The 16,225-nt window shown below is 72.4% G+C and carries 14 protein-coding genes and 1 pseudogene; 8 read left to right on the top strand and 7 right to left on the bottom strand.

What is annotated here, in order from left to right; genetic code table 11:
• Positions 1-437: 437 nt before the first annotated feature.
• Both O7617_RS15780 and O7617_RS15775 read right to left on the bottom strand, forming a co-directional pair.
• Positions 438-1,400 (bottom strand): complex I subunit 1 family protein, encoded by a 963-nt coding sequence (locus tag O7617_RS15780; RefSeq protein WP_282264438.1) that lies wholly within the window; start codon positions 1,398-1,400, stop codon positions 438-440.
• A gap of 296 nt (positions 1,401-1,696) precedes the next feature.
• A pseudogene (locus O7617_RS15775) lies at positions 1,697-2,263 on the bottom strand (NADH-quinone oxidoreductase subunit C); the annotation flags it as partial.
• 105 nt (positions 2,264-2,368) lie between these two features.
• Here O7617_RS15775 and O7617_RS15770 point away from each other — a divergent pair.
• Entirely contained in the window at positions 2,369-3,415 is a 1,047-nt protein-coding gene (locus tag O7617_RS15770) for a glucose 1-dehydrogenase (RefSeq protein WP_282264437.1), read from the top strand.
• A 15-nt stretch (positions 3,416-3,430) separates the two neighbouring features.
• On the opposite strand, the gene O7617_RS15765 is transcribed toward O7617_RS15770, so the two are convergent.
• The gene (locus O7617_RS15765) at positions 3,431-4,750 is read right to left on the bottom strand and encodes a DUF2252 domain-containing protein (protein ID WP_282264436.1); all 1,320 of its coding nucleotides are present in this window, start codon (positions 4,748-4,750) and stop codon (positions 3,431-3,433) included.
• 225 nt (positions 4,751-4,975) lie between these two features.
• On the opposite strand from O7617_RS15765, the gene O7617_RS15760 reads away from it, so the two are divergent.
• The gene (locus O7617_RS15760; RefSeq protein WP_282264435.1) at positions 4,976-5,911 is read left to right on the top strand and encodes a hypothetical protein; all 936 of its coding nucleotides are present in this window, start codon (positions 4,976-4,978) and stop codon (positions 5,909-5,911) included.
• A 51-nt stretch (positions 5,912-5,962) separates the two neighbouring features.
• On the opposite strand, the gene O7617_RS15755 is transcribed toward O7617_RS15760, so the two are convergent.
• Complete coding sequence (locus O7617_RS15755; RefSeq protein ID WP_196929437.1) at positions 5,963-6,544, bottom strand: NADH-quinone oxidoreductase subunit B; 582 nt, start codon at positions 6,542-6,544, stop codon at positions 5,963-5,965.
• A gap of 220 nt (positions 6,545-6,764) precedes the next feature.
• On the opposite strand from O7617_RS15755, the gene O7617_RS15750 reads away from it, so the two are divergent.
• Positions 6,765-7,301: a SigE family RNA polymerase sigma factor gene (locus tag O7617_RS15750; RefSeq protein WP_282264434.1), complete on the top strand. Its 537-nt coding sequence runs from the start codon at positions 6,765-6,767 to the stop codon at positions 7,299-7,301.
• Positions 7,294-8,493 (top strand): hypothetical protein, encoded by a 1,200-nt coding sequence (locus O7617_RS15745; RefSeq protein WP_282264433.1) that lies wholly within the window; start codon positions 7,294-7,296, stop codon positions 8,491-8,493. The genes O7617_RS15750 and O7617_RS15745 overlap by 8 nt, the downstream gene beginning before the upstream one ends.
• 48 nt (positions 8,494-8,541) lie before the next feature.
• Here O7617_RS15745 and O7617_RS15740 read toward each other — a convergent pair whose 3' ends face one another.
• Together O7617_RS15740 and O7617_RS15735 are read right to left on the bottom strand one after the other, a co-directional pair.
• Entirely contained in the window at positions 8,542-10,029 is a 1,488-nt protein-coding gene (locus O7617_RS15740; RefSeq protein WP_282264432.1) for an aminotransferase class V-fold PLP-dependent enzyme, read from the bottom strand.
• Positions 10,026-11,462: an MFS transporter gene (locus tag O7617_RS15735; RefSeq protein ID WP_282264431.1), complete on the bottom strand. Its 1,437-nt coding sequence runs from the start codon at positions 11,460-11,462 to the stop codon at positions 10,026-10,028. Before O7617_RS15735 ends, O7617_RS15740 begins: the two co-directional genes overlap by 4 nt.
• A 182-nt stretch (positions 11,463-11,644) precedes the next feature.
• Between O7617_RS15735 and O7617_RS15730 the strand changes: the two genes are divergently transcribed.
• Together O7617_RS15730 and O7617_RS15725 are read left to right on the top strand one after the other, a co-directional pair.
• The gene (locus O7617_RS15730; RefSeq protein WP_282264754.1) at positions 11,645-12,193 is read left to right on the top strand and encodes a SigE family RNA polymerase sigma factor; all 549 of its coding nucleotides are present in this window, start codon (positions 11,645-11,647) and stop codon (positions 12,191-12,193) included.
• A complete protein-coding gene (locus tag O7617_RS15725) occupies positions 12,186-13,397 on the top strand; it encodes a hypothetical protein (RefSeq protein ID WP_282264430.1) in 1,212 nt (403 codons plus the stop codon). The genes O7617_RS15730 and O7617_RS15725 overlap by 8 nt, the downstream gene beginning before the upstream one ends.
• A 67-nt stretch (positions 13,398-13,464) precedes the next feature.
• Here O7617_RS15725 and O7617_RS15720 read toward each other — a convergent pair whose 3' ends face one another.
• Entirely contained in the window at positions 13,465-13,779 is a 315-nt protein-coding gene (locus O7617_RS15720; protein WP_282264429.1) for an MGMT family protein, read from the bottom strand.
• 13 nt (positions 13,780-13,792) lie between these two features.
• Between O7617_RS15720 and proB the strand changes: the two genes are divergently transcribed.
• On the top strand, positions 13,793-14,950 hold the full coding sequence (gene proB, locus O7617_RS15715) for a glutamate 5-kinase (protein ID WP_282264428.1): 1,158 nt from the start codon (positions 13,793-13,795) through the stop codon (positions 14,948-14,950).
• Between the two features lie 11 nt (positions 14,951-14,961).
• A complete protein-coding gene (locus tag O7617_RS15710; RefSeq protein ID WP_282264427.1) occupies positions 14,962-16,203 on the top strand; it encodes a glutamate-5-semialdehyde dehydrogenase in 1,242 nt (413 codons plus the stop codon).
• Positions 16,204-16,225 lie beyond the last annotated feature (22 nt).

The following is a 16,225-nucleotide window of genomic DNA, read 5'->3' as shown; positions in this document are numbered from 1 at the left end:
TTGTGACATCGGGCGGCATCTAGGCCGACGACGACAGCGACGGCGACGACAGCGGCGGCGGCACCGGCACAGCGACAGCAGCGGCGGCACAGCGACAGCACCGGCACAGCGACAGCGATTCGTCTACGACATCAGCTCGAAAGCGTCTCTAGGAACCACCTCGAAGCCCCGCGCTGAGCGATCCGGCGCGACGTCCGGGCACTGTCGCGCGAGGTCAAGCGTCTCTCCGACCACCTCGAAGCCCCGCGCTGAGCGATCCGGCGCGACGTCCGGGCACTGTCGCGCGAGGTCAAGCGTCTCTCCGACCACCTCGAAGCCCCGCGCTGAGCGATCCGGCGCGACGTCCGGGCACTGTCGCGCGAGGTCAAGCGTCCCTCCGACCACCTCGAAGCCCCGCGCTGAGCGATCCGGCGCGAGGTCCAGGCACCGTGGCGCTGTCAGAGGGCGATACGCACTGCTGCGGTGAGGACCAGTTGCGCGAGGGACGCGGGCACCAGCACCAGCCAGCAGAGCCGTTGCAACTGGTCCTCGCGTAGCCGGGGGTAGGACACCCGAAGCCAGATGATCACGAACGACACGGCGAAGATCTTGAGTAGCGTCCAGAGCCAGCCGAGCTGGTCGTCGGCGAACGGACCCTGCCAGCCGCCGAGGAACAGCACGGTGGTCAGCGCGGCGATCACCACGATGCCGACGTACTCGGCGAGCAGGAAGAACGCGAACCGCAGCCCGGTGTACTCGGTCATGTAGCCGAAGACCAGCTCCGAGTCGGCCACCGGCATGTCGAACGGCGGTCGCCGGATCTCGGCCAGCCCCGCGACGAAGAAAATGATCATCGCGGGCGCCTGCCAGAGCAGCCACCACGGCCGCCAGGCCTCGACGATGCCGGAGAGGCTGAGCGTGCCTGCCGCCATCGCCACCGACGCGGCGGCCAGCACCAACGGCAGCTCGTAACCGAGTAGCTGGGCGGCCCCGCGCAGCCCACCGAGCAGGCTGTACTTGTTGGCCGACGCCCACGCCGACATCAGGACCGCCACGACCCCGACCCCGACCACGGCCAGCACGAAGAACAGGCCGATGTCCAGAGGTTGCCCGACCAGGTCGTTCGGGCCGAGGGGGATGACCAGCAGCACCAGCAGGTAGGGCACCAGCGCCACCGCCGGGGCCAGCCGGAACACCGCCCGGTCCGCCTCCCGCGGAGTCACGTCCTCCTTCTGCACGAACTTGACCCCGTCCGCGACCAGCTGGGCCCAGCCGTGGAAGCCGCCTGCGTACATCGGGCCGAGCCGGCCCTGCATGTGCGCCATCACCTTGTGCTCGGCCTGGCCCACCAGCAACGGCAGGGTGAGGAACGCGACCACCACCCCGCCGATCCGGAGCGCCAGCTCCACCCAGAGCGGCATCAGGTCGTACCCCCGTCGTGGTCGGGCCGGTCGTCGCCCGCCGCCGGCCGGGGCGCGGCCGGGTCGCTCGGCGCCGGGCCTCCGTCGGACCCGGGTCCGTCGGTGGAGGCCGGGCCTGCGCCGGGTGCGGGCCGGTCGGTCGGCGTCGGGCCGTCGTCACCGGCGGCAGGCCGGGGGGTACGCGCCGGACGGCCCCCCGGGGCGGGCCGCGCCGGACGTTCCCCGGCGGGCCTGGCCGGGGTGCCGCCGCGCGGGCCCTCCCCCACCCCACCCGCGCCGGCCGGGGTGGGCGTGGTGCCCCACTCGCCCGGAGCGGGAACGCCCGGTGGGCGGATCGGCCGACGCCCGCCGCCGGCCTCCGACTCGCCCGGTTCCTTCGCGCCCGGCCAGGGCTTGGCCACCCGGGACGCGAGCACGAACTCCTTACGCAGCGGGTGACCCTCGAACTCGGGGGGCAGCAGCAGCGGACGCAGTTCCCCGTGGCCGGCGAAGTCGATGCCGAACATCTCGTGGGTCTCCCGCTCGTGCCAGGCGGCACCCGGGTAGACGTCGACGACCGAGGCGACAGCGGGCTCACCGCGCGGCAACCGGGTACGCAGCAGCACACCGTGGTGCAGCCGCGTCGACCACAGGTGCGCCACCACGTCGAAGCCCTCGGCCAGCTCGTCCACGGCGGAGAGCCAGTCGAAGAAGTCGCAGGCCAGCTCGGTGTCGTCGCGGGCCGCGCGGACAGCGGTCAACCAGCTCGCGGGCGGCACGTCGACCGTGGCACGGGCGAACCGTTGCCCGCCGGAGACCGACGGGGTCGCCTCGACCGGCGCGAGCAGCGCGACCAGCCGAGCGCCGACCTCTTCGGGAGTCATGCCGCTGATCCTAGTGCCGCCCGCGCCCGCGCCTGGTCGCCGCCGATGCCCGGCGATCTGCCGGCTTTGGGCGCGGCGCGGCCCTCGGCGGGGAAGGATGAGGGCGTGCGCGCTGTGACTGTGACACCAGGGGTGGCCGACTCGTTGCGCCTCGTCGAGGACCAACCGGAGCCTGCCGCCGAGGAGGGCTCGGTCCTGGTCGAGGCGCTGGCGGTCGGCATCTGCGGCACCGACCACGAGATCATCGCCGGGGACTACGGCGAGGCGCCCCCGGGCGCGGACCGCCTGATCATCGGGCACGAGTCGCTGGGCCGGGTGATCGAGGACCCGACCGGCACCCTGCAGACCGGCGACCTGGTGGCCGGGATCGTCCGGCACCCCGACCCGGTGCCGTGCCCGAACTGCGCCGTCGACGAGTGGGACATGTGCCGCAACGGTCGGTACACCGAGCACGGCATCAAGGCGCTACCCGGGTTCGCCCGCGACCGCTGGCGGATCGAGCACCAGTACGCGGTCAAGCTCGACCCGGCGCTGGCCCAGGTCGGCGTGCTGTTGGAGCCGACCAGCGTGGTGGCGAAGGCCTGGGACCACATCGAGCGGATCGGGCACCGGGCCGAGTGGCAACCCCAGACCGTCCTGGTGACCGGGGCCGGTCCGATCGGGCTGCTGGCCGCGTTGCTCGGCACCCAGCGCGGGCTCGCCGTGCACGTGTTGGACCGGGCCACCGAGGGGCCGAAGCCGGAGCTGGTCGCCGGGCTCGGCGCCGCCTATCACGCGGTGCCCGTCAACGAGCTGCCGTTCGAGCCGGACGTGGTGATCGAGTGCACCGGTGCGCCCACGGTGGTCCTCGACGTCATGTGCAAGGCGGCGCCGAACGGGATCGTCTGCCTGGCCGGGGTGTCCAGCGGCGGCCGAACCATCGACTTCGACGCCGGGGCGCTCAACCGGTCCCTGGTGCTGGAGAACAACGTGGTGTTCGGCTCGGTGAACGCCAACCGGCGGCACTGGAGCATGGCCGCACAGGCGCTCGCCCGCGCCGACCAGGTCTGGCTCGAGTCCCTCGTCACCCGGCGGGTGCCGGTGAACCGGTACGCCGACGCGTACACCCCCGGGCCGGACGACATCAAGGTGGTGCTGGAGTTCGCGTCCTGAAGGACGCCCATCCGGTCAGATCCCCGGCAGCCGACCGTTGCGGAACAGGTCGACGAAGAGCTGATGGTCCTGTCGGGCGCGCACCCCGTACGCGTGCGCGAACTCCACCAGGTGAGCCACGAAGCCCCGCTCGTCGGCGTCCACCGCCGCGACGATCGCCTCCTCGGTGGAGTAGTCCACCAGGTCGTGACTGGACTCGTCGTCGGCTACCGAGTGCATCCGGGCCACCGCCCGACCGAGGTCGACGAGCACCCCGGTCAGCTCCTCCGGCTCGTTCACGTCGGACCAGTCCAGGTCGGCGGCGTACGGGGACACCTCGGCGACGAGCTGACCGGCCCCGTGCAACTCGGTGAAGCCCAGCCACGGGTCGGCGTGCGCCTGCAACGCGCGCTGCGACTCGGCGGTCCGGTGCCCCTGGTGCTGGAAGTAGCCACGAACCGACTCGTCGGTGACGTACCGCGCGACGGCCGGGACCTGCGCCTGCTTCATGTAGATGACGACGTCGTTCTCCAACGCCTGGGTGTGCCCCTCCAACAGCAGGTTGTACGACGGCAGCCCGGCCGAACCGATGCCCACCCCCTTGCGCAGCACCACGTCCTTGATCCGCGCCGCCACCGGCCGTGGCTGCGTCGGACCGATCGGCAGGGTGCCCAGGTAGTCCTGAAAGGCGGCGCTCACCAGGTCCCGGGTGGCGTCGTCGATCTCGAAGACGCCGTCACCGAGGGAGAACCGCCGCTCGTAGTTGTCGATCGTGGTCTGCGCGGCGAGCAGGTCGACGCGGGTGTTGAGGCGGGCCTGCTGGAGCACCCGGCGCAGCACGCCGTCGGCGTTGTCCAGGGTGATCGAGCCGATCGCGTCGTCACCGCCGGCGGCGATGGCCCGCAGCTCGGTCAGGTACGACCGGGCGAAGCCGGCCACCAGGTCCCCGATCGCCGTGTCGGAGAGCGCCTTGCCGTAGCCGAGCAGCGCCACGCTGGCCGCGAGCCTCCGTAGGTCCCAGGTGAACGGCCCGACGTACGCCTCGTCGAAGTCGTTGACGTTGAACACCAGCTGCCCGGAGGCGTTCATGTAGGTGCCGAAGTTCTCCGCGTGCAGGTCACCGTGGATCCACACCCGGCTGGTCCGCTCGTCGGAGAACCGGTCGTCGGCGAAGTCGCCGCGCTGGTCGGCGTAGAACAGCGCGGCGCTACCCCGGTAGAAGGCGAACGGCGACGCCGCCATCTTGCGGAACTTGCGGCGGAAGGCGGCCGGGTCGATCGCCATCGACGCGCCGAACTCCTCGATGAGCACGTCGACGATGTGGGCGGACCGCTGGGCCACTGAACTGCTGCTCATGACCCGCACGCTAGCCGGGCGCGGCCACCCCGAACGCCAACTGACCGACTTGTCTGATTCGGCCGGAAGGTCAACACGGGGCCGCTCTGGGTGGCTTCGTCGACGATGCTGGACCGACGCGAATCGATGGTTGTGCGACGGCAACCAAACCACCGGTTCGCTGACGTCTATCTAGGCGGCCGGCGCGATCGGCACCGGCTGCCATCACGGGAGGATCAGACACACGTGTTCAGGAAAACGGGGACCCTACTCACCGCCGTGCTGCTCGGCCTGACCGCGACGGTCGCCACGACCGGCCCGGCGGTCGCCGCGCCGGCCGGTGACGGCACGCTCTCGATCGGCAGGCTGATCCTGACCCCGACCGACCGGGGGTACCAGGGCAGCGTCTCATTGACCATCACCAACACCGGCAGTGCCACCGACTACTTCCACTACAAGCTGCGCGAGCCGGTGCCGGGCGCATTCCAGTCCGACGACCTCAACTGCGACATGTTCGACATGAGGGTGGAGCAGAACCGCCGCGTGTTCAACTGCGCCCTGACCGACGACTGGGTCGACCTGGCCCCGGGCGAGAGCATCCAGAACGTGCTGGACTTCCACGTGCTGACCGATCCCCGGCAGTACCCGATGATCATGAGTGGGGGCTGGGTGGAGGCATACTCCACCAACGGCGGCCTGGTGGCGAGCACGTCGGTCAAGGCCCTGTTCCGGTCCACCACCGGGTCGCTGATCCGTCCCCGACCGTACGTCCAGGACGCTCAGCCGGACGCCTCGATCAGGCTGAACGGCCCGGTGACGGAGTTCCCGGACGGTGCGGGCGACCTGCGGGTGCCGGTGACGATCCGCTACGACGGCGACGCGCCGCACAACAGTTTCTGGGTGCAGGCCGGCTCCCTGCCGACAGGCTCCGTGTTGCGGCACACCGACCCGGGCAGCGGCCCGGTGGGTAGCGGCGGCGCCCTGGTGCCGGTGCCGGGGATTCAGTTGATGCCCGGGGAGGAGTTCAGCTTCGCCCTGGTCATCAGCCCGCCGACCGATCCGGCCGACGCCACCAAGTTGATCGACATCGAGGTGACGACCGACTGGTACCCGGAGACTCCCGACGTCGACCCGAGCGACAACGTCGTGCGGACCGCGCTGGCTGTCGGCGCGAACGGCTGACCTGTGAGCCCGGCCGCCGCTCGGACTCGTCCGGGCGGCGGTCGGTCGCCGTCAGTTCGCGGCGGGTGGGCGCACCGGCGGCGCGGTGAGGGAGTCGACGGAACGCGGGGCGGCGGCCTCTCGGGGCGGCGCGTCCAGCGGTGCGGCCAACACGTCACGTTGCGGTACGCCGCCGATGCCGGACTGCTCGGCGGCGATCTTCTCCTGCAGGCGCAGGATGCCGTGCAGCAGCGCCTCCGGCCGGGGCGGGCAGCCGGGCACGTAGACGTCGACCGGGATGAGCTGGTCGACGCCCTTGGTCACCGAGTACGAATCCCAGTAGGGGCCGCCGCAGTTGGAGCAGGCACCGAACGAGATGACGTACTTCGGCTCGGGCATCTGGTCGTACAGCCGCTTGATCGCCGGAGCCATCTTGTCCGTCACCGTGCCGGAGACCACCATCAGGTCTGCCTGCCGGGGGCCGTGGGCGAACGGGATCACGCCGAGCCGGATGAAGTCGTGACGACCCATGCTGGTGGCGATGAACTCGATCGCGCAGCAGGCCAGGCCGAAGTTGAACACCCAGAGCGAGTAGCGACGCCCCCAGTTCAACACGAACCGGATCGGCTCACCGAGCACTGCCGGTAGCTGCACGACCGCCCCCTCTCGTCATCGACAGTGAATCACAGGCGGCGGCGCCCCGGTCCGGTGGTGAGTGGCCTGGAGTCCCCGCCGGCTGTCCCGGAGCCGACAAGGAATCGACACTGATCGGCGCGCAACCCTCTGACGGACCTGAGTGTGTGACCGGTGCCGGCGAACACGTCGCCCGCGGCCACCACGGGGAGGACGAGTGCTTGTGACAGGAGAAGTACAGGTGGGCGGACGACCGCCGGACCCGCTGGGCGACTCCACCCCGGCCGTCACCGAACTGGTCTTCGACGACTTCTACCACGCTCACTTCCGGTCACTGGTGGTGCAGCTCACCGCGTACACGGGTGACCGTGGGCAGGCGCAGGACCTGGTCCAGGAGGCGTTCTGCCGGGCGTTCGCCCGCTGGGACCGGCTCGCCCGGTACGAGGACCCGCTGGCCTGGGTACGCAAGGTCGCCTGGAACCTCGGCCACACCCGCTGGCGGCGGCTGCGGACCGCCCAGTCGTGGCTGTCGCGGCAGCGGGAGACCCACGTCGCCGGGCCGAGCCCCGACCGGGTCGCCCTCGACGTCGCGCTGGCGAAGTTGCCGCCGAAACAGCGACGGGCGGTCGTCCTGCACTACCTCGCCGATCTGTCGGTCGCCGAGATCGCCGCTGAGGAGCGGGTCGCCGAGGGCACCGTCAAGTCGTGGCTGCATCGGGGCCGCACCGCCCTCGCCACGCATCTGCGGGACACCAACGAGGAGGTGCGGGATGTCTGAGCAGGAGACCCTCGGCCTCGCCGAGGAATTCGCCACCTACCGCCGTACCGTGCTGGAGAAGATCGAGGTGCCCGGTCCCGCCGCCGTCCGGCGGACGGTGCGAGGTCGCAACCGACGCCGGTGGGGAGCCACCGCCACGACGGCGCTCGCGCTGTTCGGCGGGTCCGCCATCGGGTACGCGGCGATGAGCGGCCCGGACCACCAGCCGGGTCCGGTCGACCCGACACCGAGCATCTCGGCGTCGCCCACCCCGGACGGCTCGACCAGCCCGACTCCCGGCCCCTCCGTGACCACCGGCGGCCCCGCCTCCGCCGTGCCGGACGGCCAGCTCAGTCGGGCCCAGTTGCTCGGCGCGTCGGTGACCCTGCCGGCCTGGCGGGCCGGGCGCGGCTGCCCGACGTCGGGCGTACGGATCAGCGGCGACAACCGCGAGGGGGTCAACTGGCTGGTGGCGCTCGACCACGGCGACGTCGACGGGGACGGTGCGGTGGAGACGGTGGCGCTCGTGCAGTGTGTGCTCGGCACTCGTGGGCCGATGCAGGTCGTCGCCTTCGACCGGGACGAGCAGGGGAAGGTGATCGCACTCGGCCGGGTGGTGGTGACGACGATCGACAAGCCGGAGTGGCTGTTCGCCCTCGACGTGGTGGACGACGGCACGGTCCGCGTGCAGGTGGGTGACATCGCCCCCGGGGGCGGCTGGCCCGCCGAGTGGTCGCAGCGGCAGTGGCGGGGCTACCGCTGGACGGGCGACGCCTTCGCCCAGGTCACCGGGCCGACGACATTCGGCCCGAACCGGCATGACGTCAACCTCGTCGTCACCGCCACGAACCTGGTGCTCGCCGAGGACGCGGACGGCTCCAGGATCGGCACGGTCGCCGTGCACATCCGCAACACCGCCGGGTCGGCCGCCCACGTGGCGCTGCGGCTGGGCCTGCCGCCGGAGTTCCGCCCGGACGGCAGTGGTTGGGCGGCGTGCCGCAACGATCCGGAGACGACCCGGGAGCCGGTGACGTGCGACCTGGACCGGCTCGACACCGGCAAGGAGATCAAGCTCGTCCTCGGCTTCCGGGTTCCGGCGGGCACCGTGGGCACCGGCAAGGCCGACGTGCACGCCCGACCGATGGACGCGAACCTCGACCCCGTGGAGGAGGTCTACGAGGTGGACAACACGGTCTCGATCACCTACCGCTGAACCTGCCGGTCCGGTCCGCCGTCCCGCGACGGTGGACCGGACCCGGCGTCACCAGGTGGGACGTTGCAGCAGGCCGACGAACTCGACCAGCAGGCGTTCGCGCAACGCCGGTGGGGCGGCGTCGAGCAGCGTGTTCACCACCGCCAGACGGTCCGGCGTCGACGCGCCCCCGCCACCGAGTCCGAGACCGGCGGCGAGCCCGGCGACGAGTTCGGGCGTGAGCGCGTCCGGGGTCAGTGACGTCGCCAGCGCCGTCAGCTCCGGCGGTAGGGCGACCGGACCGGCCGCCCGGGCGGCGGCCACCGCGTCGGCCAGGTCCGGCCCGAACTCGGCGACCCGGGGCGCGACCGAGGCGGTCACCGTGAGGTGCACACTCGCCGGCAGCCCCGCGTACGACAGTTGGGGCTGGGTGTGCCACCCGCGTGCGGTCAGCTCGTCGACCAGGACGAACAGGTCGGGGCCGTCATCGGTGGCGGTGAAGCAGACCACTGTGGACTCCGGCTCGACCATCAGCCGCAGTCCGTCGACGGCGCGGACCGCGTCGGCCAGACCGGCGACCGCGTCCCGGGTGACGGTGGCGAGTCGCAGGTAACCGTCGTCGCCCAGGTGCCGCACGGTGGCGTACGCGGCGGCGATCGGCCCGCCCGAACGGGTGGACGCGATCACCGGGTTGATCATCGTGTAGCCGGGCCAGTCCGCGTACGCGAAGTACTGCGGCGCTCGTAGCGCGGCGTCGCGGTGCAGCAGCACCGACACACCCTTCGGCGCGTACGCGTACTTGTGCAGGTCCACCGAGATGGAGGTGACCCCGGGGACCGCGAAGTCGAACGCCGGCACCGGCTCACCGAGGCGACGCAGGTACGGCAGGGTCCAGCCGCCGAAGCAGGCGTCCACATGACAGCGCACCCCGGCCTCGGCGGCCACCGCCGCGATCTCCGCGACCGGGTCCACCACCCCGTGCGCGTACGACGGCGCGGAGCAGGCGACGAGCACCGTCTCCGGGCGGATCGCGGCGGCCATCGCGGCCGGGTCGGGACGCAACGTGTCCGGGGAGACCGGCACGACGTCCATCGCCACCCGCAGGTAGTGCGCCGCCTTGGCGAACGCGGCGTGGGCACTCGACGGCACCATGATCCGGGGCTCGGCGATCTCCGGGTGCGCGTCCCTCGCCGTCTTGACCGCGAGGATCAGCGACTCGGTGCCGCCGCTGGTGACACTGCCGACGACGTCCGGGGCGGTTGTGCCCGGGCCGGCTCCGAGGACCCTGGCGGCGGCGCCCACCAAGGCGTTCTCCATCGCCAGCAGGGACGGGAACGCGGTCGGGTCGAGCCCGTTGACGTGCGCGCTCTCTCGGTGCGCGGCGGCGGTCAACTCGTCCAGGCCCGGCACCGCCGGGTCGTAGACGTACGCGAACAGCTGCCCGCCGTGCGTGGGCCGGTCCCCGGCGCGCAACTGCCGCACCTCGGCCAACGCGACCTCCGCCGCGACCCCGACAGGCAACGCGGCCCGGTCCTCGACAGTGCTCTCGTCGATCATGGAGTCATGGTGCCCTTCTCGTGACAGTCAACGGCTTTCGTCCCCACCACAACTCCATGATCGACGCGGTCGTCACGGGTCACGTCGGCCAGCACGGCCGGGGTGAGGGTGTAGCGGCGGAGCAGGAGGATCGGAGGGGCGATCAACAGGGCCGGGATGACGGTGAAGCCCAGCAGGACGCCCAGGCGGGCACCGTCGGACTGCGTGGCGGCCGTTCCGGTGTCGGAGGACACGTAGCCGGAGAGCTGGAGCACCAGTCCGTAGATGCCCGGACCCAGCGCCAGACCGAGGGTCTCCCCCGCCGTCCACAGGCCGGTGAACACACCCGCCTGTCGCCGACCGGTGCGCGCGGTGTCGTACGCGATGCAGTCCGGCAGCATCGCCAGCGCGAAGACCTGCTGCCCGGCGTACCCGACGCCGATCAGCGCGACCACCAGGTAGACGGCGACAGTCGGCAGCACCGACGCGGCGACCAGGGCGAGCGCCCCGGCGGCGAGGATCAGCGAGGCGACGACCAGCGCGGTCCGCTTGCCCAGCCGGGCACCGACCCGGGACCAGATCGGCATGACCAGCAGCGCCGGCCCGACGAAGCAGACGAAGAGCAGGGTCGGCCCGCTCTCGTCGTCGCGCAGGATCTGCCCGGCGAAGTAGTTGACCCCGGCCAGGATCGTCGCCACCCCGGCGGACTGCACGACGAAACAGATCAGCAGCGCCCGGAACGGACGGTTGGCGGTGGCCACGGCGAGTTGGGCGCGCAGGGTCGGCTCGCTCCCGCCCACCGTGCCGGTCGGAGCGGACCGGGTGCCCAGGAACGCCCCGAGGGCGCCGAGGGCGATCAGCGCCGCCACGAACAGCCCCATCCACCGGTGCCCGGCCACACCGTCACCACCGGCGCTCACCACCAGCGGGGCGACCGCACCGGAGACCAGGATGGCCAACGCGAGAACCGCGATCCGCCAGGTCATCAGCCTGGTGCGTTCGGCGTAGTCGTCGGTCAACTCGGCCGGCATCGCCACGTACGGCACCTGGAAGAAGGCGAAAGCGGTGGCGGTGGCGAGGAAGGCGAACGCCACGTACGCCGCGGCTGCCGGGCCGTTGCCGAACGGCGCGGCGAAGATCGACGCGAAGAGCACGGCGAGCGCGAGACCGGCGACGAGCAGGTACGGGCGGCGAGCCCCCCAGCGTGACCGGGTGCGGTCGGAGATCCGCCCGGCGACCGGGTTGACCAGTACGTCCCAGGCCTTCGGCAGCAGCACCAGCAGGGCGGCCAGTCCGGCGGCGACGCCCAGCGTGTCGGTCAGGTACGGCAGCAGCAGCAGGCCGGGCACGGTGCCGAACGCACCGGTCGCCAGCGAGCCGAGCGCGTAGCCGGCGTGCACCGGGCGAGGCAGCGGACCGGCGGCTGACGAGCCGGTGCCCGGCGGCTTTTCCATGGGCCCGAATGTTACTCACGTTATGTCGGAGGTCACATCCCCTCATCCGTCGGCACTGACGGGCATCCGCACAGTCGGGTTGACGGCAGTACGACACGCAACCGCCTCCGCACTCGCGGAGTGTTATCAGCGCCGACGGCAGACCAGCCCGGCGGTACGGGGGAGGGGCAGTGACAGCAACGATGGGAGCCCGCGCCAACGAGCCACCGGCCGCACGAACGGCCGACCCGGCCGAGGTGACGATCACTTTCGACGACTTCTACCACGCGCACTTCGGCAGCGTGACCGCCCAGCTGTGCGCGTACACCGGGGATCTCGGACAGGCGCAGGACCTGGCCCAGGAGGCGTTCTACCGGGCGCTGGCCCGCTGGGACCGCCTGGTCCGCTACGACGACCCGGTGGCCTGGGTCCGCCGGGTCGCCTGGAACCTGGCCCGCAGCCGCTGGCGACGCCTGCGTACCGCCCGCAACCACCTGCTGCGGCAGCGGCCCGGCGAGGCGGAGGTCGCCGGCCCGAACCCCGACCGGGTGGCGATCGACGCGGCGCTGGCGCAACTGCCCGCCAACCACCGCCGGGCCGTCATCCTGCACTACCTGGCCGATCTGTCGGTGAGTCAGATCGCCGTCCAGGAGGGGGTGGCCGAGGGCACCGTGAAGTCCTGGTTGCACCGCGGTCGGACAGCCCTGGCCGGGCTGCTCGACGAGAACATCGAGGGGGTGCGCGATGTCTGACCTGGATGCGCGACTGCGCGAGCGGCTCACCGCCTACCGCAACGACGTGGTCACCAAGGCCGCCGGCCCGGGCCCGGACCAGGCCCGGCATCTCCTCCGCCGACGCCGACGGATGACGGCGGTGGCCGTGGCCGCCGCGGCGGTCGTCCTGGTGGTGGCCCCCGTCGTCGCCAACGCCGCGCTGCGCGGCGACCGGAACCCGCCGGTGCCGGCCGAGTCCGTCGAGCCGACGGCCCCACCGACGTCGGCGCCGCCGACGCCCCCACCGACCGGATCGCCGTCGGCGACCACCGGCACCCCGAGCGCCCCGGACGGACGGATCAGTCGAGCCCAACTGCTCGCCACCCGCGTCGACCTGCCGAGCTGGCCGTCGAGCCTGGCGGAGCAGGGCTGCACCACCTCGAAGGTTCGTCTCAAGACCAACACGACCGACTTGTTCGTGCCGGAGTTGGCGGACGACGCCTTCCGGTACGGCGACCTGGACGACGACGGTGCCGTCGAGACCCTCGCCGTCGTCGCCTGCCGGTACGGCGAGGCGTCGGCGAAGCAGGTGGTGGCCTTCGACCGGGATCCGGAGGGTCGGATCGTGACGGTGGGCAGGGTGGTGCGGACCGGCGACGGGTTCATGGACGTTCGCGCCGTGGAGGTGAACCAGACCGGGTCGATCGAGGTGCGCGTCGCCGACCTCGTGCCGTGCTGTGGCACACCGACCTACCTGCGGCGGGAGCAGGTACGGACGTACCGGTGGGACGGCGAGCGGTTCGCGCAGACCGGCGGCCCCACCGCGTTCGGCACGGACCCCCGACGCACCGACCTGAGGCTGAGCATGACCCACGAACTGGTCGACGTCCCCGGCGCCGACACCCGGCGCGAACTGACCACCGTCTTCACCGTCACCAACGCCGGCACGCTCGACGCGCCGCAGGTCGCATTCCACTCCATCGACGTCGGCGAACGGGCGGGCGGGGACTGGTCGAAGTGCGACCCGAACCCCGCACCGCAGAAGTACGTGCTGTCGTGCCTGCTACCCGGGGTGCCGGGCGGTGAGTCGCGCCGCTACACGTTCACCCAACTGGTGCCGGGTGAACCGGGGCCCGACGCGCACACCAGAACCTTCGAGGTCGAACACCACGACACCCAGGACCGCCCCTGGCCCGACCTCAAGCCCGCCGACAACAAGGTCCGGTCCCCCATGCCGCTCTGACCCGCCTCGCCGTGCCCCGTTCCCCACCCGGAACGGGGCACCGCGTCGCACGTCGCTTCGGCGCCGGTCACCGATCCTCGTCCGGCGACCAACCGGCCGCCGCCATGTCCACCCCGGCCGGCCGGAGCGGCACCCCCTCGGCGCGCAGCCGGGCCCGCGCCTCCCGCTCGTGGCCCGGAGGCAGCCGCCCCGCCGCCGTCACCACCCGATGCCAGGGCACCGAGCCGCCGTGGCGGGCCATGATGCTGCCCACCAGTCGCGCCGAGGTGCGGCCCGACCGCTCGGCGAGCGCGTCGGCGACCGCCCCGTACGACATGACCCGGCCCTCCGGGATCCGCTCGACCAGGTCGAGCACCGCCTCGACGTACTCGTCAGGTGTCACAATCCGCCACCATATGGGAACGCCGCCGGGCGGTGCGGCCGTGACCACGCAGAATGGGCGGGTGCGTGACGCAGTCACGACGGCCCGGCGGGTCGTCGTCAAGATCGGATCCTCCTCGTTGACCACCGCCACCGGCGGTCTGGCCGACCAGCGCGTCGACGCGCTGGTCGACATCCTCGGTCGGCTGACCGCCGAGGGGCGCGAGGTGGTTCTGGTGTCCTCCGGCGCGATCGCCGCCGGCCTCGCCCCGCTCGGGCTGCCCCGACGCCCGCGCGACCTGGCCACCCAGCAGGCCGCCGCCAGCGTCGGGCAGGGCCTCCTGATCGGCCGGTACGCGACCAGCTTCGCCCGGCACGGCCGCACGGTCGGGCAGGTGCTGCTCACCGTAGACGACGTGACCCGGCGGGCGCACTACCGCAACGCGTACCGCACGCTGCGCAAACTGCTCGACCTGCGGGCGGTGCCGATCGTCAACGAGAACGACACGGTGGCCACCCAGGAGATCCGGTTCGGCGACAACGACCGGCTGGCCGCCCTGGTGGCCGCGTTGGTGCACGCCGACCTGCTGGTGCTCCTCTCCGACGTCGACGCGCTCTGGACCGGCGACCCCACCAACCCGCAGTCGACCCGGATCGCCGAGGTCCGCGACGACGCGGATCTCGCCGGGATCACCATCGGCGGTGCCGGCCGCTCCGGCGTCGGCACCGGCGGGATGGTGACGAAGGTCGAGGCGGCCCGGATCGCCACCGGCTTCGGCATCCCGGTGGTGCTCACCGCCGCCGACCTGGCCGGCCCGGCGTTGGCCGGCGAGCCCGTCGGCACGCTCTTCCACCCGCAGCGGCAACGCCCGACGGCCCGACTGTTCTGGTTGGCCCACGCCACGTCGCCCCGAGGGCGGCTGCACCTCGACCCGGGCGCGGTGGCCGCGGTCGTCGGGCGACGCAAGTCGCTGCTACCGGCCGGCATCACCGCCGTGGACGGCACGTTCACCGCGGGCGACCCGGTGGACCTGGTGGACACCGCCGGGGCGTCGGTCGCCCGAGGGCTGGTCAACTACGACGCGGTGGAGTTACCGGGTCTGCTCGGCCGTTCCACGTCCGAACTCGCCGCGGCGCTCGGCCCGGCGTACGAACGAGAGGTCGTCCACCGCGACGACCTCGTGCTGCTGTGAGGAGTGCAGGCATGACCGTCGTCGAGCAGGCACGTCGGGCGCGGGACGCCGCTGCCGACCTGGCCACTGCCACCCGTACCGTGAAGGACGCCGCGCTGGTGGCGATGGCCGACGCGCTGGTGGCGCGTACCCCGGAGATCCTCACCGCCAACGAGGCGGACCTGGCGGCCGGGCGCGAGGCCGGGCTGAGCGCGGCCGTGCTGGACCGGCTCGCCCTCGACGCGGGCCGGGTGGCCGACATCGCCGACGCGCTGCGCCAGATGGCCGCGCTGCCCGACCCGGTCGGCGAGGTGGTCCGTGGTTCCACCCTGCCCAACGGGTTGGAGCTGCGTCAGATCCGGGTGCCGTTCGGGGTGGTCGGCATCATCTACGAGGCGCGGCCGAACGTGACGGTGGACGCCGCCGGGATCTGCCTCAAGTCCGGCAACGCGGCGCTGCTGCGCGGGTCGTCCTCGGCCGCCCACTCCAACGCCGCACTCGTCGCGGTGCTGCGCGACGCGGTGGCCGGGGCCGGGCTGCCCGCCGACGCGGTGCAGTTGCTCGACGCCGGCTCCCGCGACTCGGTCAAGGAGCTGATGCGCGCCCGAGGGCTCGTCGACGTGCTCATCCCGCGCGGCGGCGCGTCGCTGATCCGCACGGTGGTCGAGGAGTCGACAGTGCCGGTGATCGAGACCGGGGTGGGCAACTGCCACGTCTACGTGGATGCCGCCGCCGACGTGGCGAAGGCCGTCGCGGTGACGCTGAACGCCAAGACGCAACGCCTGTCCACCTGCAACACCGCCGAGTCGCTGCTGGTGCACGCCGACGTCGCCGACGCGTTCCTGCCGCCGATGCTGGCCGCGCTCGCCGAGGCGGGGGTGGCAGTGCACGGCTCCCCCGAGGTGGCCGCGTACTCCGCGGCCGTCGTTCCGGCCACCGAGGAGGACTTCGCCACCGAATACCTGTCCGCCGACATCTCGGTCGCGGTGGTCGACTCACTGGACGCGGCGGTGGCGCACATCCGCCGTTTCGGCACCGGGCACACCGAGGCGATCCTCACCGACTCGACGGGCGCGGCCCGCGAGTTCGTGGCCCGGGTGGACGCGGCGGCGGTGATGGTCAACGCCTCGACCCGGTTCACCGACGGCGGCGAGTTCGGGTTCGGGGCGGAGATCGGCATCTCCACCCAGAAGCTGCACGCCCGGGGCCCGATGGGTCTGCCCGAGCTGACCAGCACCAAGTACGTGGTCACCGGCGACGGGCACCTGCGCTAGGGCGGGTCAAAGCCCCTAGCCG

It is taken from the genome of Micromonospora sp. WMMD1155 (assembly GCF_029581275.1).
GTDB lineage: Bacteria > Actinomycetota > Actinomycetes > Mycobacteriales > Micromonosporaceae > Micromonospora.
This window is presented reverse-complemented; position numbering and strand designations above follow the sequence as displayed.

What these genes read in the sequence shown, in the direction of transcription:
- O7617_RS15780 (WP_282264438.1), bottom strand. Translation starts at nt 1,400, where the DNA reads ATGCCGCTCTGGGTGGAGCTGGCGCTCCGGATCGGCGGGGTGGTGGTC.
- proB (WP_282264428.1), top strand. Translation starts at nt 13,793, where the DNA reads ATGGGAACGCCGCCGGGCGGTGCGGCCGTGACCACGCAGAATGGGCGG.
- O7617_RS15740 (WP_282264432.1), bottom strand. Translation starts at nt 10,029, where the DNA reads ATGATCGACGAGAGCACTGTCGAGGACCGGGCCGCGTTGCCTGTCGGG.
- O7617_RS15745 (WP_282264433.1), top strand. Translation starts at nt 7,294, where the DNA reads ATGTCTGAGCAGGAGACCCTCGGCCTCGCCGAGGAATTCGCCACCTAC.
- O7617_RS15730 (WP_282264754.1), top strand. Translation starts at nt 11,645, where the DNA reads ATGGGAGCCCGCGCCAACGAGCCACCGGCCGCACGAACGGCCGACCCG.
- O7617_RS15710 (WP_282264427.1), top strand. Translation starts at nt 14,962, where the DNA reads ATGACCGTCGTCGAGCAGGCACGTCGGGCGCGGGACGCCGCTGCCGAC.
- O7617_RS15735 (WP_282264431.1), bottom strand. Translation starts at nt 11,462, where the DNA reads ATGGAAAAGCCGCCGGGCACCGGCTCGTCAGCCGCCGGTCCGCTGCCT.
- O7617_RS15765 (WP_282264436.1), bottom strand. Translation starts at nt 4,750, where the DNA reads ATGAGCAGCAGTTCAGTGGCCCAGCGGTCCGCCCACATCGTCGACGTG.
- O7617_RS15725 (WP_282264430.1), top strand. Translation starts at nt 12,186, where the DNA reads ATGTCTGACCTGGATGCGCGACTGCGCGAGCGGCTCACCGCCTACCGC.